The organism is Hymenobacter sp. HDW8 (genome assembly GCF_011305775.1).
GTDB lineage: Bacteria > Bacteroidota > Bacteroidia > Cytophagales > Hymenobacteraceae > Hymenobacter > Hymenobacter radiodurans.
In genome coordinates this window covers 97737-112666 of sequence record NZ_CP049908.1, presented here as the reverse complement: position 1 = coordinate 112666, position 14930 = coordinate 97737, and the positions used below count along the sequence as shown (strand labels likewise).

The following is a 14930-nucleotide window of genomic DNA, read 5'->3' as shown; positions in this document are numbered from 1 at the left end:
ATCGACCTTTTTTCCTCTCCGGGAAGCGGAGGGCGTAGTCATCGCAGCAGCGCAGAAGGGTCAACAAGTCAGGCTCAGAAAGAAAAGCACCGCTTGATTTCTGAGCCTGACTTGGGGGCCTGTGGTAGTCGTTTTTGTAGTCAGGGGGTAGGGGAGGAGGGAGGCCCCAAATCCGATGATTTTCTGAGCCTGCCGTTCCAGCTAGTTTTAGGTACATCGTCCAGTCAGACGCAGCCTGCACAACCTATGCGGACCGCTCACCCAGGCAAGGACGAAATCAAGGTAAAGGCGAATAGTTATTTAAGTAGTTGCTTAAATACGAAAACAGTAGCTTTGGGGAAAATAGCCCTATGACTTCCCCTTCCTGCATCCGGGTCTTTGCCGATACGGGCCACATCGAGGCCAGCCAGCAGCGCCTGAAGGCCGCCGCACCGCAGTTGCAGACGCTGGCCGCGGTGCTAGCCCTGACGGGCAACGAAGTGCGCCTGCAGCTGCTGTTTCTGCTACTAGACCAGCAGCAACTCTGCGTGTGCGACCTGGCCGACGTGCTGCAGATGAATGTGTCGGCCATTTCCCAACACCTACGCAAGCTCAAGGACGGCGGCGTGGTGCAGGCGCGCAAGGTCGGGCAGACCGTGTTCTACACCCTGACGCCCGCCCTGCGGCCCCTGGTGCAGCCCCTGCTGGCGTCCGTTTCCACCCCCCTCACTACCGCTGCTGTATGAGCCAACCTGCTACCACTTCACCCAAGTCCCTGGCCGGCACGGGCCTGCTGGCGGCGCTGGCGGCTTCGCTGTGCTGTATCACGCCCCTGCTGGCCCTGGTCGGTGGGCTGGGTGGCGTGGCCTCTACCTTCTCGTGGCTGGAGCCCCTGCGACCCTACTTGGTGGCCTTGACGGTGGGGGTGCTCGGCTTTGCCTGGTACCAGCAACTCCGGCCCATAGTCGTAGCGGCCGATGACTGCGGCTGCCCCGTGCCGGCCAAGCCGTCGCTGATGCAGTCACGTGGCTTCCTGGCCAGTGTGACGGTGGGGGCCGCGCTGCTGCTAGCCTTTCCGTACTACGGGGCCCGCTTCTACCCGTCGGCGGCACCCAAACCGGTGGTGGCCACCAGCGCCGGGCCGGTGTGGCAGACAAGTTCCTACCGCATCGGGGGCATGACCTGCGAGGCCTGTGCCCGCCACGTGGAGCACGACGTGCAGCAGCTGCCGGGCGTGCAGCGCGTGCAGGTCTCCTATGACCAGGGCACCGCCCAGGTACGCTTTAACCCAAACGTGACACCTGCTGCCCAGGTAGAGCAAGCCATCAATGGTACCGGCTACTCGGTACTGAATCCCACGTCTTCCCGTTAAGTGTCCAAGTTATGATTCCCCTAACGCCTGCTATTGCTACGCCAGCCGTCACGCTGACCTCGGTGCTCACCTGCCCGGTCTGCCAGCACGCGCAAGCCGAGCAGATGCCCACTGATGCCTGCCAGTGGTTTTACGAGTGCCCCAGCTGCCATACCGTGCTCAAGCCGCTGGCCGGCGATTGTTGCGTGTTTTGCTCCTATGGTACGGTGCCCTGCCCGCCCATTCAGGAGCAGGGCAAAGGCGCCTGCGGCTGCTGCTAATTACCCGCGCCGCTTCGTTTTGCTTTTTGCTGGTTAATTCAACCCCATGGATGGACTCGTGGGCCACGTGGGCCTGGCCGTGCTGACCTTTGCCGTTACCAACGTCGATGACTTGCTCTTACTAGGTTTATTTTTCAGCAACCCCCGCTATCCGACCCGCTCAGTCGTGGCTGGCCAGTTCCTCGGGGTTGGTTTTCTGGTGGGGGTCAGCTTATTCGGGCTGCTGCTCGGCCAATGGGGCCATCCGCAGGTGATGGGCTGGCTCGGCCTAGTGCCCCTGGCGCTGGGGCTACGGGCAGCGTGGCGCCTGCGGAAAGCGGCGGCCGCTGAAATAGCAGAGTTGAAGGAGCCAAACGTGGGCTCTACTCTACTGCAGGTAGCCGCCATCACCATTGCCAATGGGGCAGATAACCTCAGCGTTTACATTCCCTTGTTTGCCACCCTGCCAGCGGTGACCGTGGGGCTGTACTGCGGGGTGTTTGCCGTACTGGTAGGCCTGTGGTGCCTGGTAAGCTATTACCTAGTACAGCACCCGGGCGTCCACAAAGTACTGGCTCGCTACGGCCACATCATCTTACCCTTCTTTCTCATCGCCCTGGGCGGCTGGATACTTTTCGAGACCCAAGCCTACACTTTGGTGCTGCGTTAGGTGGTGCCTGTTGCGCTACATTTGCTGGTCGAGCAGACGCTGCAGGTCCGCCGGCAGGGGCATCGGTTGCTCTGCTCTCACGTTGGCACCCCCGGTATTTCCCGTCGGCACCCGGCCGACTAACGAACCGAGGAACCCAAATACAATACGGGGAAGCTGACCTAAAATTTCCCGCCCGTTACGGGTACGCCAGCCGTGCCACAGCATGAGCAGGTGCACGTGCGTGTGGGACACGGCCCAGCGCTGCCCCAGCACATGCGCCCGCTCCAGATGATGAAACGCGCTGGCCGCATCCTGCCGGGCATAGGCGGCCCGGGCGGCTTGCAGCTCCTGCTGAAAATGGGGCCGCAGGGAGGGAGGAAGTAACAGGGTTTGCATGGTTTCGATAAGGATTGGTTACTCGATAGCAGGTGCCGTGTGGGCCTGCAGCCAGCGCTGGTACTGGTTGATTTCAACCTGTTGGTCCTGCACAATGCGGCGGGCCTCCGCCCTCAACTCCGGGTTCCGGCCAAAGGCCAGCTCAGTCTGCGCCAGGGCCACGCCACTGCGGTGGTGCACCTGCATGAGCGTGGCAAAGTCGGCGTCAACGGTGCCGGGTAACACCGGCAGCTGCCGTAGCGGGGCCAGCGCCGCGGCTATCCGCCGCACAAACGGGTCGCGGTTGTTGCCGGGTCGGTACTCCTGGCCCTGGGGCGGATCCCGCCGCAGCGCCAGCAGCAGCACCTGCTTGTCCCGTCGGTGGCCCTTGAGTACGTGCTGGGCCATGGTGCGTAGGGTGGAGTCCAAGCCATGGGAGATCTCGACCGCCGCCAAGCGCTGGGCCCCGGCGTGGTGCACGGCCATCAGGCGGGCAAAGTCTTCGTCCCAGCAGCCAATGCGGCGCACCGTGTCCAATTGGCGCACCAGCAGCTGCAGGGAGTCGGCCAGATTCGGAAGCCCGGCCACCGAGGCCGGAGCCGGCTTGGCCGCGCCGGGTATTTTGGCTTCGTGCGCCGCCGAATCAGCGGTCTCGGAACTACAGCTGCTTACGGCCAGGGCCAGGAGTAGGGCCGCCAGCAGCAGCGCCCCGCCGGAACGGAAGTAGGGGCGGGGCGCCGGGGTGCAGCGCGTGGAAAGCAGGTCGGGGTGCATGGCAAGCCGCGGTTATTGGTTAATACCGGATCCGATGAGGGGAACGTCGTAGGGGGGCATGGTAAAGGGAGAGAAGGGGTGGGGAAAGACAGGGTATTCCTGAGGGGGTACGTGGACCTACTTGTGGTCCGGCTCGATATGCACCAGCACGTTGTACACGGCCGGCCGGGCTTGCTTGATGGCCGCTTTCACGGCCCCGGCAATGGCGTGGCCTTGGCGCACGCTGATGCCCCCGTCCACCAGCACGTGCAGGTCCACAAAAAACTCAAAGCCCATCTTGCGCACGAAGCACTTCTCGGTGCCCACGACCCCGGGCACGGCTTCGGCCAGGGCGCGTACGTCCGCGACCCAGGGGCCGGCCGGGGCTTCGTCCATAATTTCCCCGAACGCAGGCCGGAAGATGTGGTAGGCGTTGTAGACGATAAAGCCGCAGGCCACCAGCGCGGCCCAGTCGTCGGCACTCTCGTAGCCCGCCCCACCCAGCAGGGCAATGCTAATGCCCACGAAGGCCGTGCACGAGGTAATGGCGTCGGCTCGGTGGTGCCAGGCATCAGCCTTGACGGCGGCGCTGTCTACTTCCTGGCCCACGCGCATTACCCGGCGGTAAAGGGTTTCCTTGAGGGCAATGATGACGGCCAGCACGGCCAGCGTAAAGCGCGCGGGCAGGGCGTGGGGCGTCTGAATGCGCTGAATGCTTTCGTAGGCGATGAAAGCGGCCGCACCCACGAGGGCGGTGGCGACCAAAATGGCCGCCAGGGGCTCGGCTTTGCCGTGCCCGTACGGGTGATTTTCGTCGGGCTCGCGGGCAGCCGTGCGCAGCCCCAGCCAGACAATGCCGGAGCTCACAATATCGGTGGCGGACTCGATGGCATCGGCAATCAGGGCGTAGGAGTTGCCCAACACGCCGGCTGTGCCCTTGCCCAGCACCAGGGCCATGTTGGCCCCAATGCCCAGCAGCGTCGAGGCCTGGCCGCGCTCGGCGCGCTCACGGTTGGTGGGAGAGGCAGTTGGGGTCATATGGTTAGGCGCGTAGGAGTAGGTCAGCCGGCCCGCAAGTAGCGCAGGCCTCTTTACAAGTGGGTTTCGTGCTGGGCAAACTCGCCGCGCTCCACCTGAATGGTAGCGTGCTGCACGGCGTGCTGGCCCGTCACGTAGGCGTGGGCCCGGGCCAGCACCTCGTCGTGCTGGGCGCCCTCGGCCAGTACGATGTGGGCGCTAAAGGCGTTGACCCCGGAAGTGAGCACCCAGGCGTGCAGGTCGTGCACGCCGGCTACCCCGGGCTCGGCCAGCAGGCCTTGGCGTAGGGCTGCCAGGTTCACGTCGGTGGGGGTGCCTTCCAGCAGCACGGCCACGGCTTCCTTGAGCAGGGTCCAGGTGCGGGGCAGGATGAACAGGCCAATGCCGGCCGAGAGCAGCGGGTCCGCATAGTACCAGCCGGTGGTGAGCATGAGGATGCCCGCCGCGATGACACCGATGGAGGTGAGCATGTCCGAGAGCACCTCGAAGTAGGCGCCTTTCATGTTCAGACTTTCACTTTTGCCCTGGCGCAGCAAATACATGCAGTACAGGTTGATGATCAGCCCCACGCTGGCGACCCACAGCATGGTGGTGCTCTCCACCTTGGGCGGATTGAGAAAGCGGAAATAAGCCTCGTAGAGGATGTAGAGCGAAATCAGGATGAGCACCACCGCGTTGGTGAGGGCCGCCAAAATTTCAAAGCGGTAGTAGCCGTAGGTGCGCTCGGGGGTGGCGGGCTTCTCGGCGAAGCGGATGGCTAGCAGGGCCAGGCCCACGCCGGCCACGTCGGTGAGCATGTGGCCCGCGTCAGCCAGCAGGGCTAGGCTGCCGGTGAAGTAGCCGCCGATGACTTCGGCGACCAGGTAGGCCAGGGTCAGAAAAAAGACGATGGTCAACTGGCGCTTATTGCGCCCGGCGGCGCTGCCGCTCATCCCGTGGGCGCCACTCATAAAGTCGAGTCATTATGGTGGTGGGGGCCCTGCCGCAGCTCCGCGGGCATTTTCTCAATAACCGAGGGCGCGGCGGCGGGGGGCGGAGCCAGCGCGGGCGGACCACTAGCTACCACCCCGGGCGTGGCGTAGTCCATGCGCTGGATGCGTACGGCGTTAAGAATAGCCAGCAGGGCCACGCCCACGTCGGCAAACACCGCTTCCCACATGGTGGCCAGGCCCCCGGCGCCCAGGGCCAGCACGATGCCCTTGACAACAAAGGCCAGCCAGATGTTCTGCCACACCACCGAGTGGGTGGCGCGGGCGATGCGCCGGGCGGTGGCAATCTTGCTGGGGTGGTCGGTTTGAATCACGACGTCTGCCGTTTCGATGGTGGCGTCCGAACCCAGACCCCCCATGGCAATGCCCACGTCGGCCAGGGCCACCACCGGCGCATCGTTGACCCCATCGCCCACGAAGGCCAGCTTGCGGCCCGCATCCTTGTACTGCTGCACGTAGTGGGCTTTGTCTTCGGGCAGCAGCCCGCCGTGGGCCTCGTCAATGCCGAGTTCCTTGGCCACCCGCTGCGTAATGCTGTCCTTGTCGCCGGAGAGCATCACGATTTTGGTGATGCCATCGGCCCGCAGCTCCTGCACCGTGCGGACGGCATCTTCCTTGGGCGCGTCGGCTACGGTCAGGTAGCCGGCGTACTTCCCGTCTACGGCCGCTACCACGATGCTGTCAACGATTTGGTCGACTTCAGCCGGGTAGGCCACGCCAAACTTGGTGAGCAGCTTGGTGTTGCCCGCGAGCACGTCGCGCCCGTCAACCCGACCGCGCATGCCGTGGCCACTGATTTCCTCCACGTTTTCGACGGGTACCCCGGCCGTGGCGGCGCCCACGTGGAGCACCACGGCCTTGGCGATGGGGTGGGTCGATTTGGTTTCCAGCGCGCCCACCAGGCGCAGCAGCTGCGGGGCGTCGAGGCCGGCCGCTGGCTGCACCTGCTGCACGGCAAACACGCCCTGGGTGAGCGTGCCGGTCTTGTCCATGACCACCGTGTCGAGCTCGCGCATTAAATCCAGGAAGTTGGAGCCCTTGAACAGGATGCCGTTTTTGGACGCCGCCCCGATGCCGCCGAAGTAGCCCAGCGGAATGCTGATGACCAGCGCGCAGGGGCAGGAAATCACCAGAAACACCAGGGCCCGGTAGAGCCAGATGCGAAACACGTAATCATCCACCACGAAGTAGGGCACCACGATGAGCAGCACGGCCAGGGCCACCACGATGGGCGTGTAGACCTTGGCGAACTTGGTGATGAACTGCTGGGTTTTGGCCTTGCGCCCCACCGCGTCCTGCACCATGGCCAGAATCTTGGCCAGCTTGGTGTCTTTATAACTTGCCGTAACCGCCACCTGAATCAGCGACTCCAGGTTGACCATGCCGGCCAGTACCACTTCGCCGGCCTGCTTGGTCTGCGGCACCGATTCCCCCGTAAGTGCCGCCGTGTTGAACGAAGCCGGGCCTTTGGCCAGCGTGCCGTCCAGGGCTACTTTCTCGCCGGGCTTGACCTCGATGGTATCCCCCACCACGACCTGCTTGGGGTCCAGGACCACCGTTTGCCCGTTGCGGATGACGGTGACTTCGGTGGCCTGGATTTCGAGCAGGGCTCGGATGCTGCGCTTGGCCCGGTTCACGGCCGCGTCCTGAAACAGCTCGCCCACAGTGTAGAATAGCATCACGGCCACGCCTTCCGGGTACTCGCCGATGGCAAAGGCCCCGAGCGTGGCCAGGCTCATGAGCAGAAACTCGTTGAAGATGTTGCCCGAGGGGATGCTCTGCAGGGCCGAGCGGATAACCTTCCAGCCCACGAGCAGGAAGGCCACGCCATACCAGCCCAGGCGCACGTAGTCAGCAAACCAGGCCACGTCGAAATAGTCCATGGCCAGGCCGCCCAGCAGCAGGGCCAAACTCACCCCGGGCCACAGGTAGGGGTTGGCACTGGCCGGGCCGTGGTCGTGGTCCCCATCGCCGTGGTCGTGGCCGGCGTGCGCCTCGGTGGCCTGACCACCCAGGTCGACGACCTTTTTACCAACGGGGTGGTTGTGGCCCGTGTGGTCGTGACCGGGCACGTCGTGGCCTTCGGGATTGGCGGCCGCGTCGGGCGTGAGCTGCTCGCGGGTGAGGGCGCCCACGTTTTCGAGCTGCACCTGCTTGGCAGTGTTGAGCTCTTCGTCGGTGTTGGAGGAGGTTGGGTCAGGCATAGGAAAAGAAGCGTCTGGTTAAAAAAATACAGGAGCGGCCAGCCGGCGGCTACCAGTCCACGAAAAAGCTGGCCACGCCCACCAGCACGAGCACCGCGCCCGTCAGCTGCCGTTCGTGCCGGGCCAGTCCGTCGACGTTGAGGCCCTGCAGGCTGCGGTGGGCCAGCGCCACCAGGGCGCACATAGCCGACACGGAAGCCAGTAGGTACACGCTCATAAGCAGGGCCAGGGCCGCCGGGCCGTGGGTGCCGGCAGCTAAAAAGAAGGTCTGAATCTCCAGGCACGGGGCCAGGAACATCGTCGCGGCCAGCCCTAGCACCACGCGTCGGCGGGGCGGGCGCCGGCTGAGCGGCCGCAGGTCAGGGTGGGTATGACCGGGCCCGGAAAAGGCGTAGAGCAGGCCAATGGCAATGAGCAGCAGCGGCGCTACCCCGCCGGCAAACTGCTCGAAGCGAGCCGAGAGGCGCCAACCCAGCAAACCCAGGGCCAGCCCGATGCCTACGGTGCTGAGCACGTGCGCGAGGCCGGCCACCAGCGTCACCCCCACCGCCCGTCGCAGGGGCCAGCCTTCGGCCCGCGCTACGGCCAGCACGGGCGCCCAGTGGTTGGGAATGGCGGCGTGGAGTAGACTCAGCACAAAGGCACCGGTGAGTAGTTCAAACATGGGAAGCGGGGTCAGGAAAAGCGCACCGCCGGTTACGAGGACAAACCTCGGGCTAGGGGCGATGCAATGCTATTGCATTGTTTAGGCGGGGGGTAAAGTAGCGTCCGCGCAGCGGGCGCACAGGCCCTTCATCACCAGGCTGGTTTCCTGCACCTGGTAGGCGCCGGGCAGGGCAATGACCGGCACGGCCACCGTGGGCAGGCAGGCCGTTTCCCGGCAGCGGGTGCAGAAGAAATGCACGTGCAAGTCCTGGTGGTGCTCAGGCGTACAGCTGGGTTCGCAGAGCGCAAACTTGACGGCGCCGCTGCCGTCCTCGATGCGGTGCACCAGGCCCTTGTCGGTGAAGGTTTTCAGCGTGCGGTGCACGGTGATGCGGTCGGCGGGCTGGAGCAAAGCCTCAACGTCGGTTAGGCTTAGCGCCGCTGGGTGCTGGACCAGCACGTCGAGCACCAGCAGGCGCATGGCCGTGGGCGTTATCTGCTTGGCGATCAGGGTATCTTCGAGGGGATGAGCCATACGATGGAACGGATGTGAGTAGCGAGGAGCCACCGCTTTTGCATTGTAGCGAGCCGCAAAGCGCTGGGGTTAAGCTATTGCCAAGTAAGGAATTAGGACCGGGGCCAGAAGAGCATGATGCCAATGCCGAGCAGCACGATCGACCCGCCCAGCAAGTCGAATCGGTCGGGCCGGTAACCATCGAAGTACCACCCCCAGGCAATGGACATAACCACGAAAATGCCCCCGTAGACGGCGTAGGTTTTGCCGAAGGCAGTGGGTTGCCACGTCGCCACCCAGCCATACAGCACCAGCAGGATGGCGCCTAGGAGCCCCATCCACCCGGGTCGGTCGGCCTTGAGCCACTGCCAGACCAGGTAGCCCCCGCCGATTTCGCAGAGTCCCGCCAGAATAAAGGCGGCCAAGGGTTGTAGGTACTGCATGGTTCCGGGAAGAAGGTGGAATGCTGGAGGAAGCGGGCGAAGGCCTCAATGGCCCTCGCCTTCCTCCTCGGCGTTTTTCAGCTTGGCCAGCAGCGAGTAGGCGCCGTCCGTGACGAAAGTGGTGGTGGCTGCCACGGTCTCGGGCAGGATAACTTCGGTATAGCCGTCCTCGCTGCGGCTCAGCGTCACGGGCACCAGGCGGTAGCGCCCGGCGGCTTCCACGGCAAAAACGTAGTTCTGGCTCTCAAAGCGCACCAGGGCCGCGTCCGGCAGGGTGGGGGCCTGGCTGCGGCCGGTTTCAATCAGGGCCCGCACGTAGAGGCCGGGCAGCAGGGCCGGGTCGTTTTCCTCGTCCAGGTGGCCGTGCACGCGCACGGTGCGGTCCGCGCCGATGGCTTTGCCCACCAGGTATACCCGGGCCGTGCGCTCGCGGCGGGTACCGGTGGAGTCGCTGGCCAGGGTAAAGCGAATGAGCTGCCCGTTCTGCACCCGGGCTACGTCGCGCTCAAACACGGTGAGCTCCACGTGCAGGTGCTCGGGGTCCACAATTTCAAACAGGGCATCGGTGGCCGTCACGGCTTGGCCCACCGTCACGTTGACGGCCCGCACGAAGCCCGCCCGCGGGGCGCGGATGCTAGCCGTGGTGACTATCTTTCCGCCTACCGGCAGGCCAGCCAGCCGCAGCCGGGCCGCCTGGGCATTGGTTTGGACCTGCAGGGCGTTGTAGTCGGCTTGGGCCCGCTGGTAGTTTTTCTGCGGGGCCACTTCCTGCTCGTAAAGCTCCTTCTGGCGGGCCAGCTCGGTGCGGGCATACTCCAGGCGGGCGCGGGTTTCCAGGTAGTCCTGCTGCAGGGTTACAAACTCGGGGTTGCGGATGGTGGCCAGCACCTCGCCCTTGCGCACCCGGGCGCCCTGCAGTAGTTCCGTATGGTCCACGAAGCCGCCCAATGGAGCCGTGATAGACACGGCGCTTTCCGGGGGCACGTCCAGCGTGCCGGTCACGGCCAGGCCCGTGCCCATAGGGCGGGAAGCCAGGGGGCCGGTTTTCAGCCCGCCGGCCTGTTGCTCGGCGGCGGTAAGGGTCACCACATCGGCGGCTTCCTCGCCCTCGTGGGCTTCCTCCCCGCCTTCCTCCCCGGCATGACCCCCGGCCGCGGTGGTGGCCTCGGCGTGGTCCGCGTCGGCGGTTTCGTTTTCCTTGCTGCAGCCGACCAAGGTCAGGGCCAGCAACAGCGCTAGGGATGCTAGGTTCTTCATGAGTAGTAAGTCGAGAGAAGGGTTACTGGACCGCCGTGCCGAGCAGGTAGTCCAGGTCGATAACAGTTTGGTTGTGCTCAAGCACGGCGTCGAGATAGGCCGTGCGCACGCTCAGCGCGCGCTCCAGGTTAAGGAGTAGTTCGGAGTAGGTGGTTTCGCCGGCCTTGTAAGAGAGCTGGCTCAGGCGCACGATGGTCGTGGCCTGGGGCAAGCCCGTCTGCTCGTAAAACTGCACCCGCCGCTGCTGCTCCTGCAGGCGCACGCGCAGCTCGTCGAGCTGGGCCGCGGCCTCGGCTTGGTAGCGCTGGTACTGGGCCGTGGCCACCTGCTCCTGCAGCTGGGCGGCCTGCACCCGGGCCTTCTGGGCCCCGCGCAGCAGGGGGATGGCTACGCCGGCCTGCACGCTCTGGAACCGGTCGCCGGTCCCGTAGGTCTGGGGGCGCCCGTCCACCTCGTAGGTGCCGCGCAAGGTCTGGTTGGTGTAGCCCACGTTTACCTGGGGCAAGCCCTGGGCCCGTTCCACCCGGGTTTCGGCCCGGCGCTCGGCCAGCTGCTGCCGCAGCGCCAGCGCCTGGGGCGTGGCGGTTAGCTGGGCGGAGTCAGGCGAGGCTACCGGGGCCGCGAGGCGCTGCAGCGTGCTGTCCGCCACGGCCACGGGTTGGGGAGCTTGCAGCAGGGCCTGGAGCTGCCGCTGGGCCACCACCAGGTCCGCCTGGACTTGGGCCAGCAGGTTTTGGGTTTCCCCCTGCTGGATGAGGGCGTTAGCCGGCTCCAGCCGGTTTACTTCCCCGGTTTTAAACCGCAGGTTCGCGGCGCGCAAGAACTCGGTATAGATGCTGTCCTGCCCGCGCAAGGTGCGCAGGCGGTGCCGGGCGTGCACGGCCTGCTCGTAGGTCAGCCGCACTTGCCGGCGCAGCTGGGCCTGTACCTGCCGGAGCTGCTGCTCGCGGGTGGCAATCTGCGCCTGGCTCAGGCCCGCCTGGGCCTTGTAGTAGCCCGGCAGGGCCAGCGACTGACCGATGCTGAGCACGTTGTCGGCGAGCGGGGAGTTCACCTGCCCGTAGTTGCCCAGGAGGGTGGTGCGACCCACGTCAAAAGCCGTGCGGCGCAGGGCCTGCTGGGCTTCCAGGGAACGTTGGGCGGCCTGCACCGTGCCGTTGGCCTGCAGGGCCTGGCCCACCGCCTGGTTGGCGGTCAGCGGCCCTTGGGCCCGGGCGGGCGCCGCGGTGAGCAAACTACCCAGCACGAGCAGCACCACCGACACGGGGATAGTGGCCGTAGCGTGTCGCTTTTCTTCTCCCTTTGGTTTCGACTGGCGCTCGGACAGAGCATACAGTACGGGCAACACGAGCAGGGTGAGCAGGGTGGCCGTAACCAATCCCCCGATGACTACCGTGGCTAGGGGGCGCTGCACTTCCGCGCCCGCCGACTGCGACAGGGCCATGGGCAGGAAGCCCAGCGAGGCGACAGTAGCCGTCATCAGCACGGGCCGCAAACGCACCTGGGTGCCTTCCAGAATGCGCTGGTAAAGGTCGCTGTGGCCTTCGTCCTTGAGTTGATTAAAGTAACCAATGAGCACGATGCCGTTGAGTACGGCCACGCCGAACAGGGCAATGAATCCCACGCCGGCCGAGATGCTAAAGGGCATGCCCCGCAGCCACAACGCTAGCACCCCGCCGATGGCCGAGAGCGGAATGGCAGTGAAGATGAGCACTGACTGCTTGAGGGAGCCAAAGGTGAAGAACAGCAGGGTAAAAATGAGCCCCAGGGCCACGGGCACGGCGATGCTCAGCCGCTCGGTGGCCTCGCGCAGGTTCTCAAACTGGCCGCCGTAGGTGGTGTAGTAGCCGGGCGCGAACTTGATTTGCTGCTCCACCCGGCCCTGTAACTCCGTGACCACACTCTCCACGTCGCGGCCCCGCACGTTGAAGGCCACGGAGATGCGGCGCTTGGCATCATCGCGCTGAATCTGGTTGGGGCCCTCCTGCAGGTCCACCGTGGCCACCTGCTCCAGGGGAACCTGCTCGCCCGCCGGGGTGGCGATGAGCAATTGGCGCACCTGGCTGATGTTCTGACGCAGCTCGGGAGCCAGGCGCAGCACCACGTCGAAGCGGCGTTCCTGCTCAAAGAGCAGGCCGGCGGTCTGCCCGGCAAAGGCGGTCTGCACCGTGCGGTTCACGTCGTCGGCATTCAGGCCGAAGCGGGCCAGGCGATTGCGGTCCAGCTTGACCACAATCTGGGGCAGGCCCGTGACCTGCTCCACGTACACGTCCTCGGCCCCTTCGACCCGGCGCACCAGGCGGGCAGCCTGCTCGGCGTAGGAGGCCAGCTGTTGCAGATCCTCGCCGTAGATTTTGAGCACCACGTCTTGCTTGGCCCCCGAAATCAATTCGTTGAAACGCATCTGAATGGGCTGCTGAAAGCCGAAGGTGACGCCCGGGATGACGCTCAGCGCTTCGGCCATCTTTTCGGCCAGCTCCTCGCGGTTGCCCGCGGAGGTCCACTTGTCCGGGTCTTTTTCCAGAATCACCATCACGTCGGCCGCTTCCACCGGCATGGGGTCGGTGGGAATCTCGGCGGCCCCAATTTTGGCGACTACCTCCTGGACTTCGGGGAACTGCTCTTTGAGAATGGCGCCCGCCTGCAGGCTTTTATCCACGGTGTAGCTCAGCGAGGAGCCCGTGAGCGTACGCATTTCCACAGCAAAATCCCCTTCCGATAGCTGGGGAATAAACTCGCCTCCCAGGGTGCGGAACAGCAGCAGGGATCCCGCAAACAGAGCCACGGCGGCCGTGAGCACCACGGCCTTGCGGCGCAGGGCCCACTCGAGCAGGGGGCGGTAACGGGCTTCGAGCCAGCGCATCATCCGGTCCGAGAAGTTCGGTTGGTGCGCGGTGTTGCGACTAAGGGCCAGCGCCGCCATCATGGGCACGTAAGTGAGCGAGAGGATAAAGGCGCCGATAATGGCGAAGGCCACAGTCTGGGCCATGGGCCGGAACATCTTGCCCTCGATGCCGACGAGCGCCAGCAGGGGCAAATACACGATGAGAATAATGATTTCGCCAAAGGCGGCCGAGGAGCGGATTTTGGCGGCGGCCGTATAGGTTTCCTCGTTCATCTGGTCGCTGCTCAGGCGGTTACCCGGCACCTGCAGCTGCCCGCCGTGCAGGCGGTGCACGATGGCTTCGACGATGATGACGGCCCCGTCCACGACCAGCCCGAAGTCGATGGCGCCGAGCGAGAGCAGGTTGCCCGACACGCCGAAGAGCTGCATCATGGCAATGGCAAAGAGCATGGCCAGCGGAATGACGGAGGCTACGACTAAGCCCGCCCGCCAGTTGCCCAGGAACAGGATGAGCACGAAGAGCACGATCAGGGCCCCCTCAATCAAATTGGTTTTCACGGTGCCGATGGCCCGGCCCACCAGCTCGGAGCGGTCCAGATACACGTCGATGGCCACGCCCTCGGGCAAGGATTTCTCCACCGTGGCCATGCGCGCTTTCACATCTTTAATGACGTCGTTAGCGTTGGCGCCCTTGAGCATGAGCACAATGCCGCCGGTGACTTCGCCTTCCCCGTTGCGGGTCATGGCCCCGTAGCGCACGGCCGAGCCCAGGCGCACGTCGGCCACGTCGCGCACCAGCACGGGCAGGCCGCCCTGGGTGTTGCGCACGACGATGTTACCCAGGTCGGCCGCGTTCTCGGCCAGGCCTTCGGTGCGGATAAAGTAGGCCGTGGGCTTCTGGTCGAGGTAGGCGCCGCCGGCGTTCTGGTTGTTGGCGGCCACGGCCTGGTGTACCTGCTCGATGGTCACGTTCAGGGAGCGCAGGCGCGTGGGGTCCAGGGCAATTTCGTACTGCTTGAGCAGCCCCCCGAAGCTGGCCACGTCGGCCACGCCGGGCGTGCCCAGCAGCTGGCGCCGCACAATCCAGTCCTGAATCGTGCGCAGCTCGCGCGCACCGTACTTCTTTTCGTAGCCGGGCTTGGCCCGCACCAGGTATTGGTAGATTTCGCCCAGGCCGGTGGTGACCGGGGCCAGCTCGGGCCGGCCGATGCCTGCGGGGATCTGACTTTCGGCTTCGCGCAGGCGCTCGGCCACCTGCTGGCGGGCCCAGTAGATGTCGACCCCGTCCTCGAAGACGATGGTGACCACCGAGAGGCCAAAGCGGGAGAAGGAGCGCACCTCCTCACGGTCCGGGATGGTGGCCAGGCTTTGCTCGATGGGAAAGGACACCAGCCGCTCAATGTCGCTAGCGGCCAGGGAAGGGGCCACGGTGTAGACGACGACCTGGTTGGTGGTAATATCCGGCACCGCATCAATCGGCAGCCGGCTCAGGGAGTAGCCGCCCCAGGCGATGAGCGCCAGGGTCAGTATCCCAATGATGAGCTTATTGTGGATGGAAAAATGAATGAGCCGGTCAAACATGCTGGCTGGGGAAAAAGGCTAGAAATCCTGACTTAGGGCGGCCG

14 protein-coding genes are annotated in these 14930 nt (G+C 65.0%); 4 read left to right on the top strand and 10 right to left on the bottom strand.

The genetic code is table 11. The annotated features are described in order from the left end of the window. Positions 1–350 precede the first annotated feature (350 nt). The 4 genes from G7064_RS20620 to G7064_RS20605 are packed head-to-tail and all read left to right on the top strand — an operon-like array spanning position 351 to position 2260. Positions 351–725, top strand: coding sequence for an ArsR/SmtB family transcription factor (locus G7064_RS20620; protein ID WP_133271008.1), 375 nt, complete (start codon positions 351–353; stop codon positions 723–725). Next, positions 722–1351 carry a mercuric transport protein MerTP gene (gene merTP / locus G7064_RS20615; RefSeq protein ID WP_133271007.1) on the top strand — a complete coding sequence of 210 codons (630 nt, stop codon included), beginning with the start codon at positions 722–724 and terminating at the stop codon, positions 1349–1351. The genes G7064_RS20620 and merTP overlap by 4 nt, the downstream gene beginning before the upstream one ends. A gap of 11 nt (positions 1352–1362) precedes the next feature. After that, positions 1363–1611 carry a GDCCVxC domain-containing (seleno)protein gene (locus tag G7064_RS20610; RefSeq protein WP_133271006.1) on the top strand — a complete coding sequence of 83 codons (249 nt, stop codon included), beginning with the start codon at positions 1363–1365 and terminating at the stop codon, positions 1609–1611. Between the two features lie 46 nt (positions 1612–1657). Beyond that, entirely contained in the window at positions 1658–2260 is a 603-nt protein-coding gene (locus tag G7064_RS20605; RefSeq protein ID WP_133271005.1) for a cadmium resistance transporter, read from the top strand. A gap of 15 nt (positions 2261–2275) precedes the next feature. On the opposite strand, the gene G7064_RS20600 is transcribed toward G7064_RS20605, so the two are convergent. The 10 genes from G7064_RS20600 to G7064_RS20555 all read right to left on the bottom strand — a co-directional run bounded on the left by G7064_RS20600 (position 2276) and on the right by G7064_RS20555 (position 14886). Continuing rightward, positions 2276–2638 (bottom strand): DUF3703 domain-containing protein, encoded by a 363-nt coding sequence (locus G7064_RS20600; protein WP_133271004.1) that lies wholly within the window; start codon positions 2636–2638, stop codon positions 2276–2278. A gap of 18 nt (positions 2639–2656) precedes the next feature. Then, positions 2657–3391, bottom strand: a complete 735-nt coding sequence (locus G7064_RS20595) for a DUF305 domain-containing protein (RefSeq protein ID WP_133271003.1) — start codon at positions 3389–3391, stop codon at positions 2657–2659. A 117-nt stretch (positions 3392–3508) separates the two neighbouring features. Next, on the bottom strand, positions 3509–4408 hold the full coding sequence (locus tag G7064_RS20590; RefSeq protein WP_133271002.1) for a cation diffusion facilitator family transporter: 900 nt from the start codon (positions 4406–4408) through the stop codon (positions 3509–3511). A gap of 53 nt (positions 4409–4461) precedes the next feature. Then, positions 4462–5358, bottom strand: coding sequence for a cation diffusion facilitator family transporter (locus tag G7064_RS20585; protein ID WP_133271001.1), 897 nt, complete (start codon positions 5356–5358; stop codon positions 4462–4464). Further along, positions 5355–7601, bottom strand: coding sequence for a heavy metal translocating P-type ATPase (locus tag G7064_RS20580; RefSeq protein ID WP_133271000.1), 2247 nt, complete (start codon positions 7599–7601; stop codon positions 5355–5357). Before G7064_RS20580 ends, G7064_RS20585 begins: the two co-directional genes overlap by 4 nt. Before the next feature lie 49 nt (positions 7602–7650). Then, positions 7651–8265, bottom strand: a complete 615-nt coding sequence (locus G7064_RS20575; protein ID WP_166075271.1) for a hypothetical protein — start codon at positions 8263–8265, stop codon at positions 7651–7653. 81 nt (positions 8266–8346) lie between these two features. Next, positions 8347–8781 carry a Fur family transcriptional regulator gene (locus G7064_RS20570; RefSeq protein ID WP_133270998.1) on the bottom strand — a complete coding sequence of 145 codons (435 nt, stop codon included), beginning with the start codon at positions 8779–8781 and terminating at the stop codon, positions 8347–8349. Positions 8782–8873: 92 nt separating this feature from the next. Further along, positions 8874–9203 carry a YnfA family protein gene (locus tag G7064_RS20565; RefSeq protein ID WP_133270997.1) on the bottom strand — a complete coding sequence of 110 codons (330 nt, stop codon included), beginning with the start codon at positions 9201–9203 and terminating at the stop codon, positions 8874–8876. 45 nt (positions 9204–9248) lie between these two features. Beyond that, positions 9249–10460: an efflux RND transporter periplasmic adaptor subunit gene (locus tag G7064_RS20560; RefSeq protein WP_166075270.1), complete on the bottom strand. Its 1212-nt coding sequence runs from the start codon at positions 10458–10460 to the stop codon at positions 9249–9251. 22 nt (positions 10461–10482) lie between these two features. Further along, positions 10483–14886, bottom strand: a complete 4404-nt coding sequence (locus G7064_RS20555; RefSeq protein WP_133270995.1) for a CusA/CzcA family heavy metal efflux RND transporter — start codon at positions 14884–14886, stop codon at positions 10483–10485. Positions 14887–14930 lie beyond the last annotated feature (44 nt).

What these genes read in the sequence shown, in the direction of transcription:
- G7064_RS20620 (WP_133271008.1), top strand. Translation starts at nt 351, where the DNA reads ATGACTTCCCCTTCCTGCATCCGGGTCTTTGCCGATACGGGCCACATC.
- merTP (WP_133271007.1), top strand. Translation starts at nt 722, where the DNA reads ATGAGCCAACCTGCTACCACTTCACCCAAGTCCCTGGCCGGCACGGGC.
- G7064_RS20610 (WP_133271006.1), top strand. Translation starts at nt 1,363, where the DNA reads ATGATTCCCCTAACGCCTGCTATTGCTACGCCAGCCGTCACGCTGACC.
- G7064_RS20605 (WP_133271005.1), top strand. Translation starts at nt 1,658, where the DNA reads ATGGATGGACTCGTGGGCCACGTGGGCCTGGCCGTGCTGACCTTTGCC.
- G7064_RS20600 (WP_133271004.1), bottom strand. Translation starts at nt 2,638, where the DNA reads ATGCAAACCCTGTTACTTCCTCCCTCCCTGCGGCCCCATTTTCAGCAG.
- G7064_RS20595 (WP_133271003.1), bottom strand. Translation starts at nt 3,391, where the DNA reads ATGCACCCCGACCTGCTTTCCACGCGCTGCACCCCGGCGCCCCGCCCC.
- G7064_RS20590 (WP_133271002.1), bottom strand. Translation starts at nt 4,408, where the DNA reads ATGACCCCAACTGCCTCTCCCACCAACCGTGAGCGCGCCGAGCGCGGC.
- G7064_RS20585 (WP_133271001.1), bottom strand. Translation starts at nt 5,358, where the DNA reads ATGAGTGGCGCCCACGGGATGAGCGGCAGCGCCGCCGGGCGCAATAAG.
- G7064_RS20580 (WP_133271000.1), bottom strand. Translation starts at nt 7,601, where the DNA reads ATGCCTGACCCAACCTCCTCCAACACCGACGAAGAGCTCAACACTGCC.
- G7064_RS20575 (WP_166075271.1), bottom strand. Translation starts at nt 8,265, where the DNA reads ATGTTTGAACTACTCACCGGTGCCTTTGTGCTGAGTCTACTCCACGCC.
- G7064_RS20570 (WP_133270998.1), bottom strand. Translation starts at nt 8,781, where the DNA reads ATGGCTCATCCCCTCGAAGATACCCTGATCGCCAAGCAGATAACGCCC.
- G7064_RS20565 (WP_133270997.1), bottom strand. Translation starts at nt 9,203, where the DNA reads ATGCAGTACCTACAACCCTTGGCCGCCTTTATTCTGGCGGGACTCTGC.
- G7064_RS20560 (WP_166075270.1), bottom strand. Translation starts at nt 10,460, where the DNA reads ATGAAGAACCTAGCATCCCTAGCGCTGTTGCTGGCCCTGACCTTGGTC.
- G7064_RS20555 (WP_133270995.1), bottom strand. Translation starts at nt 14,886, where the DNA reads ATGTTTGACCGGCTCATTCATTTTTCCATCCACAATAAGCTCATCATT.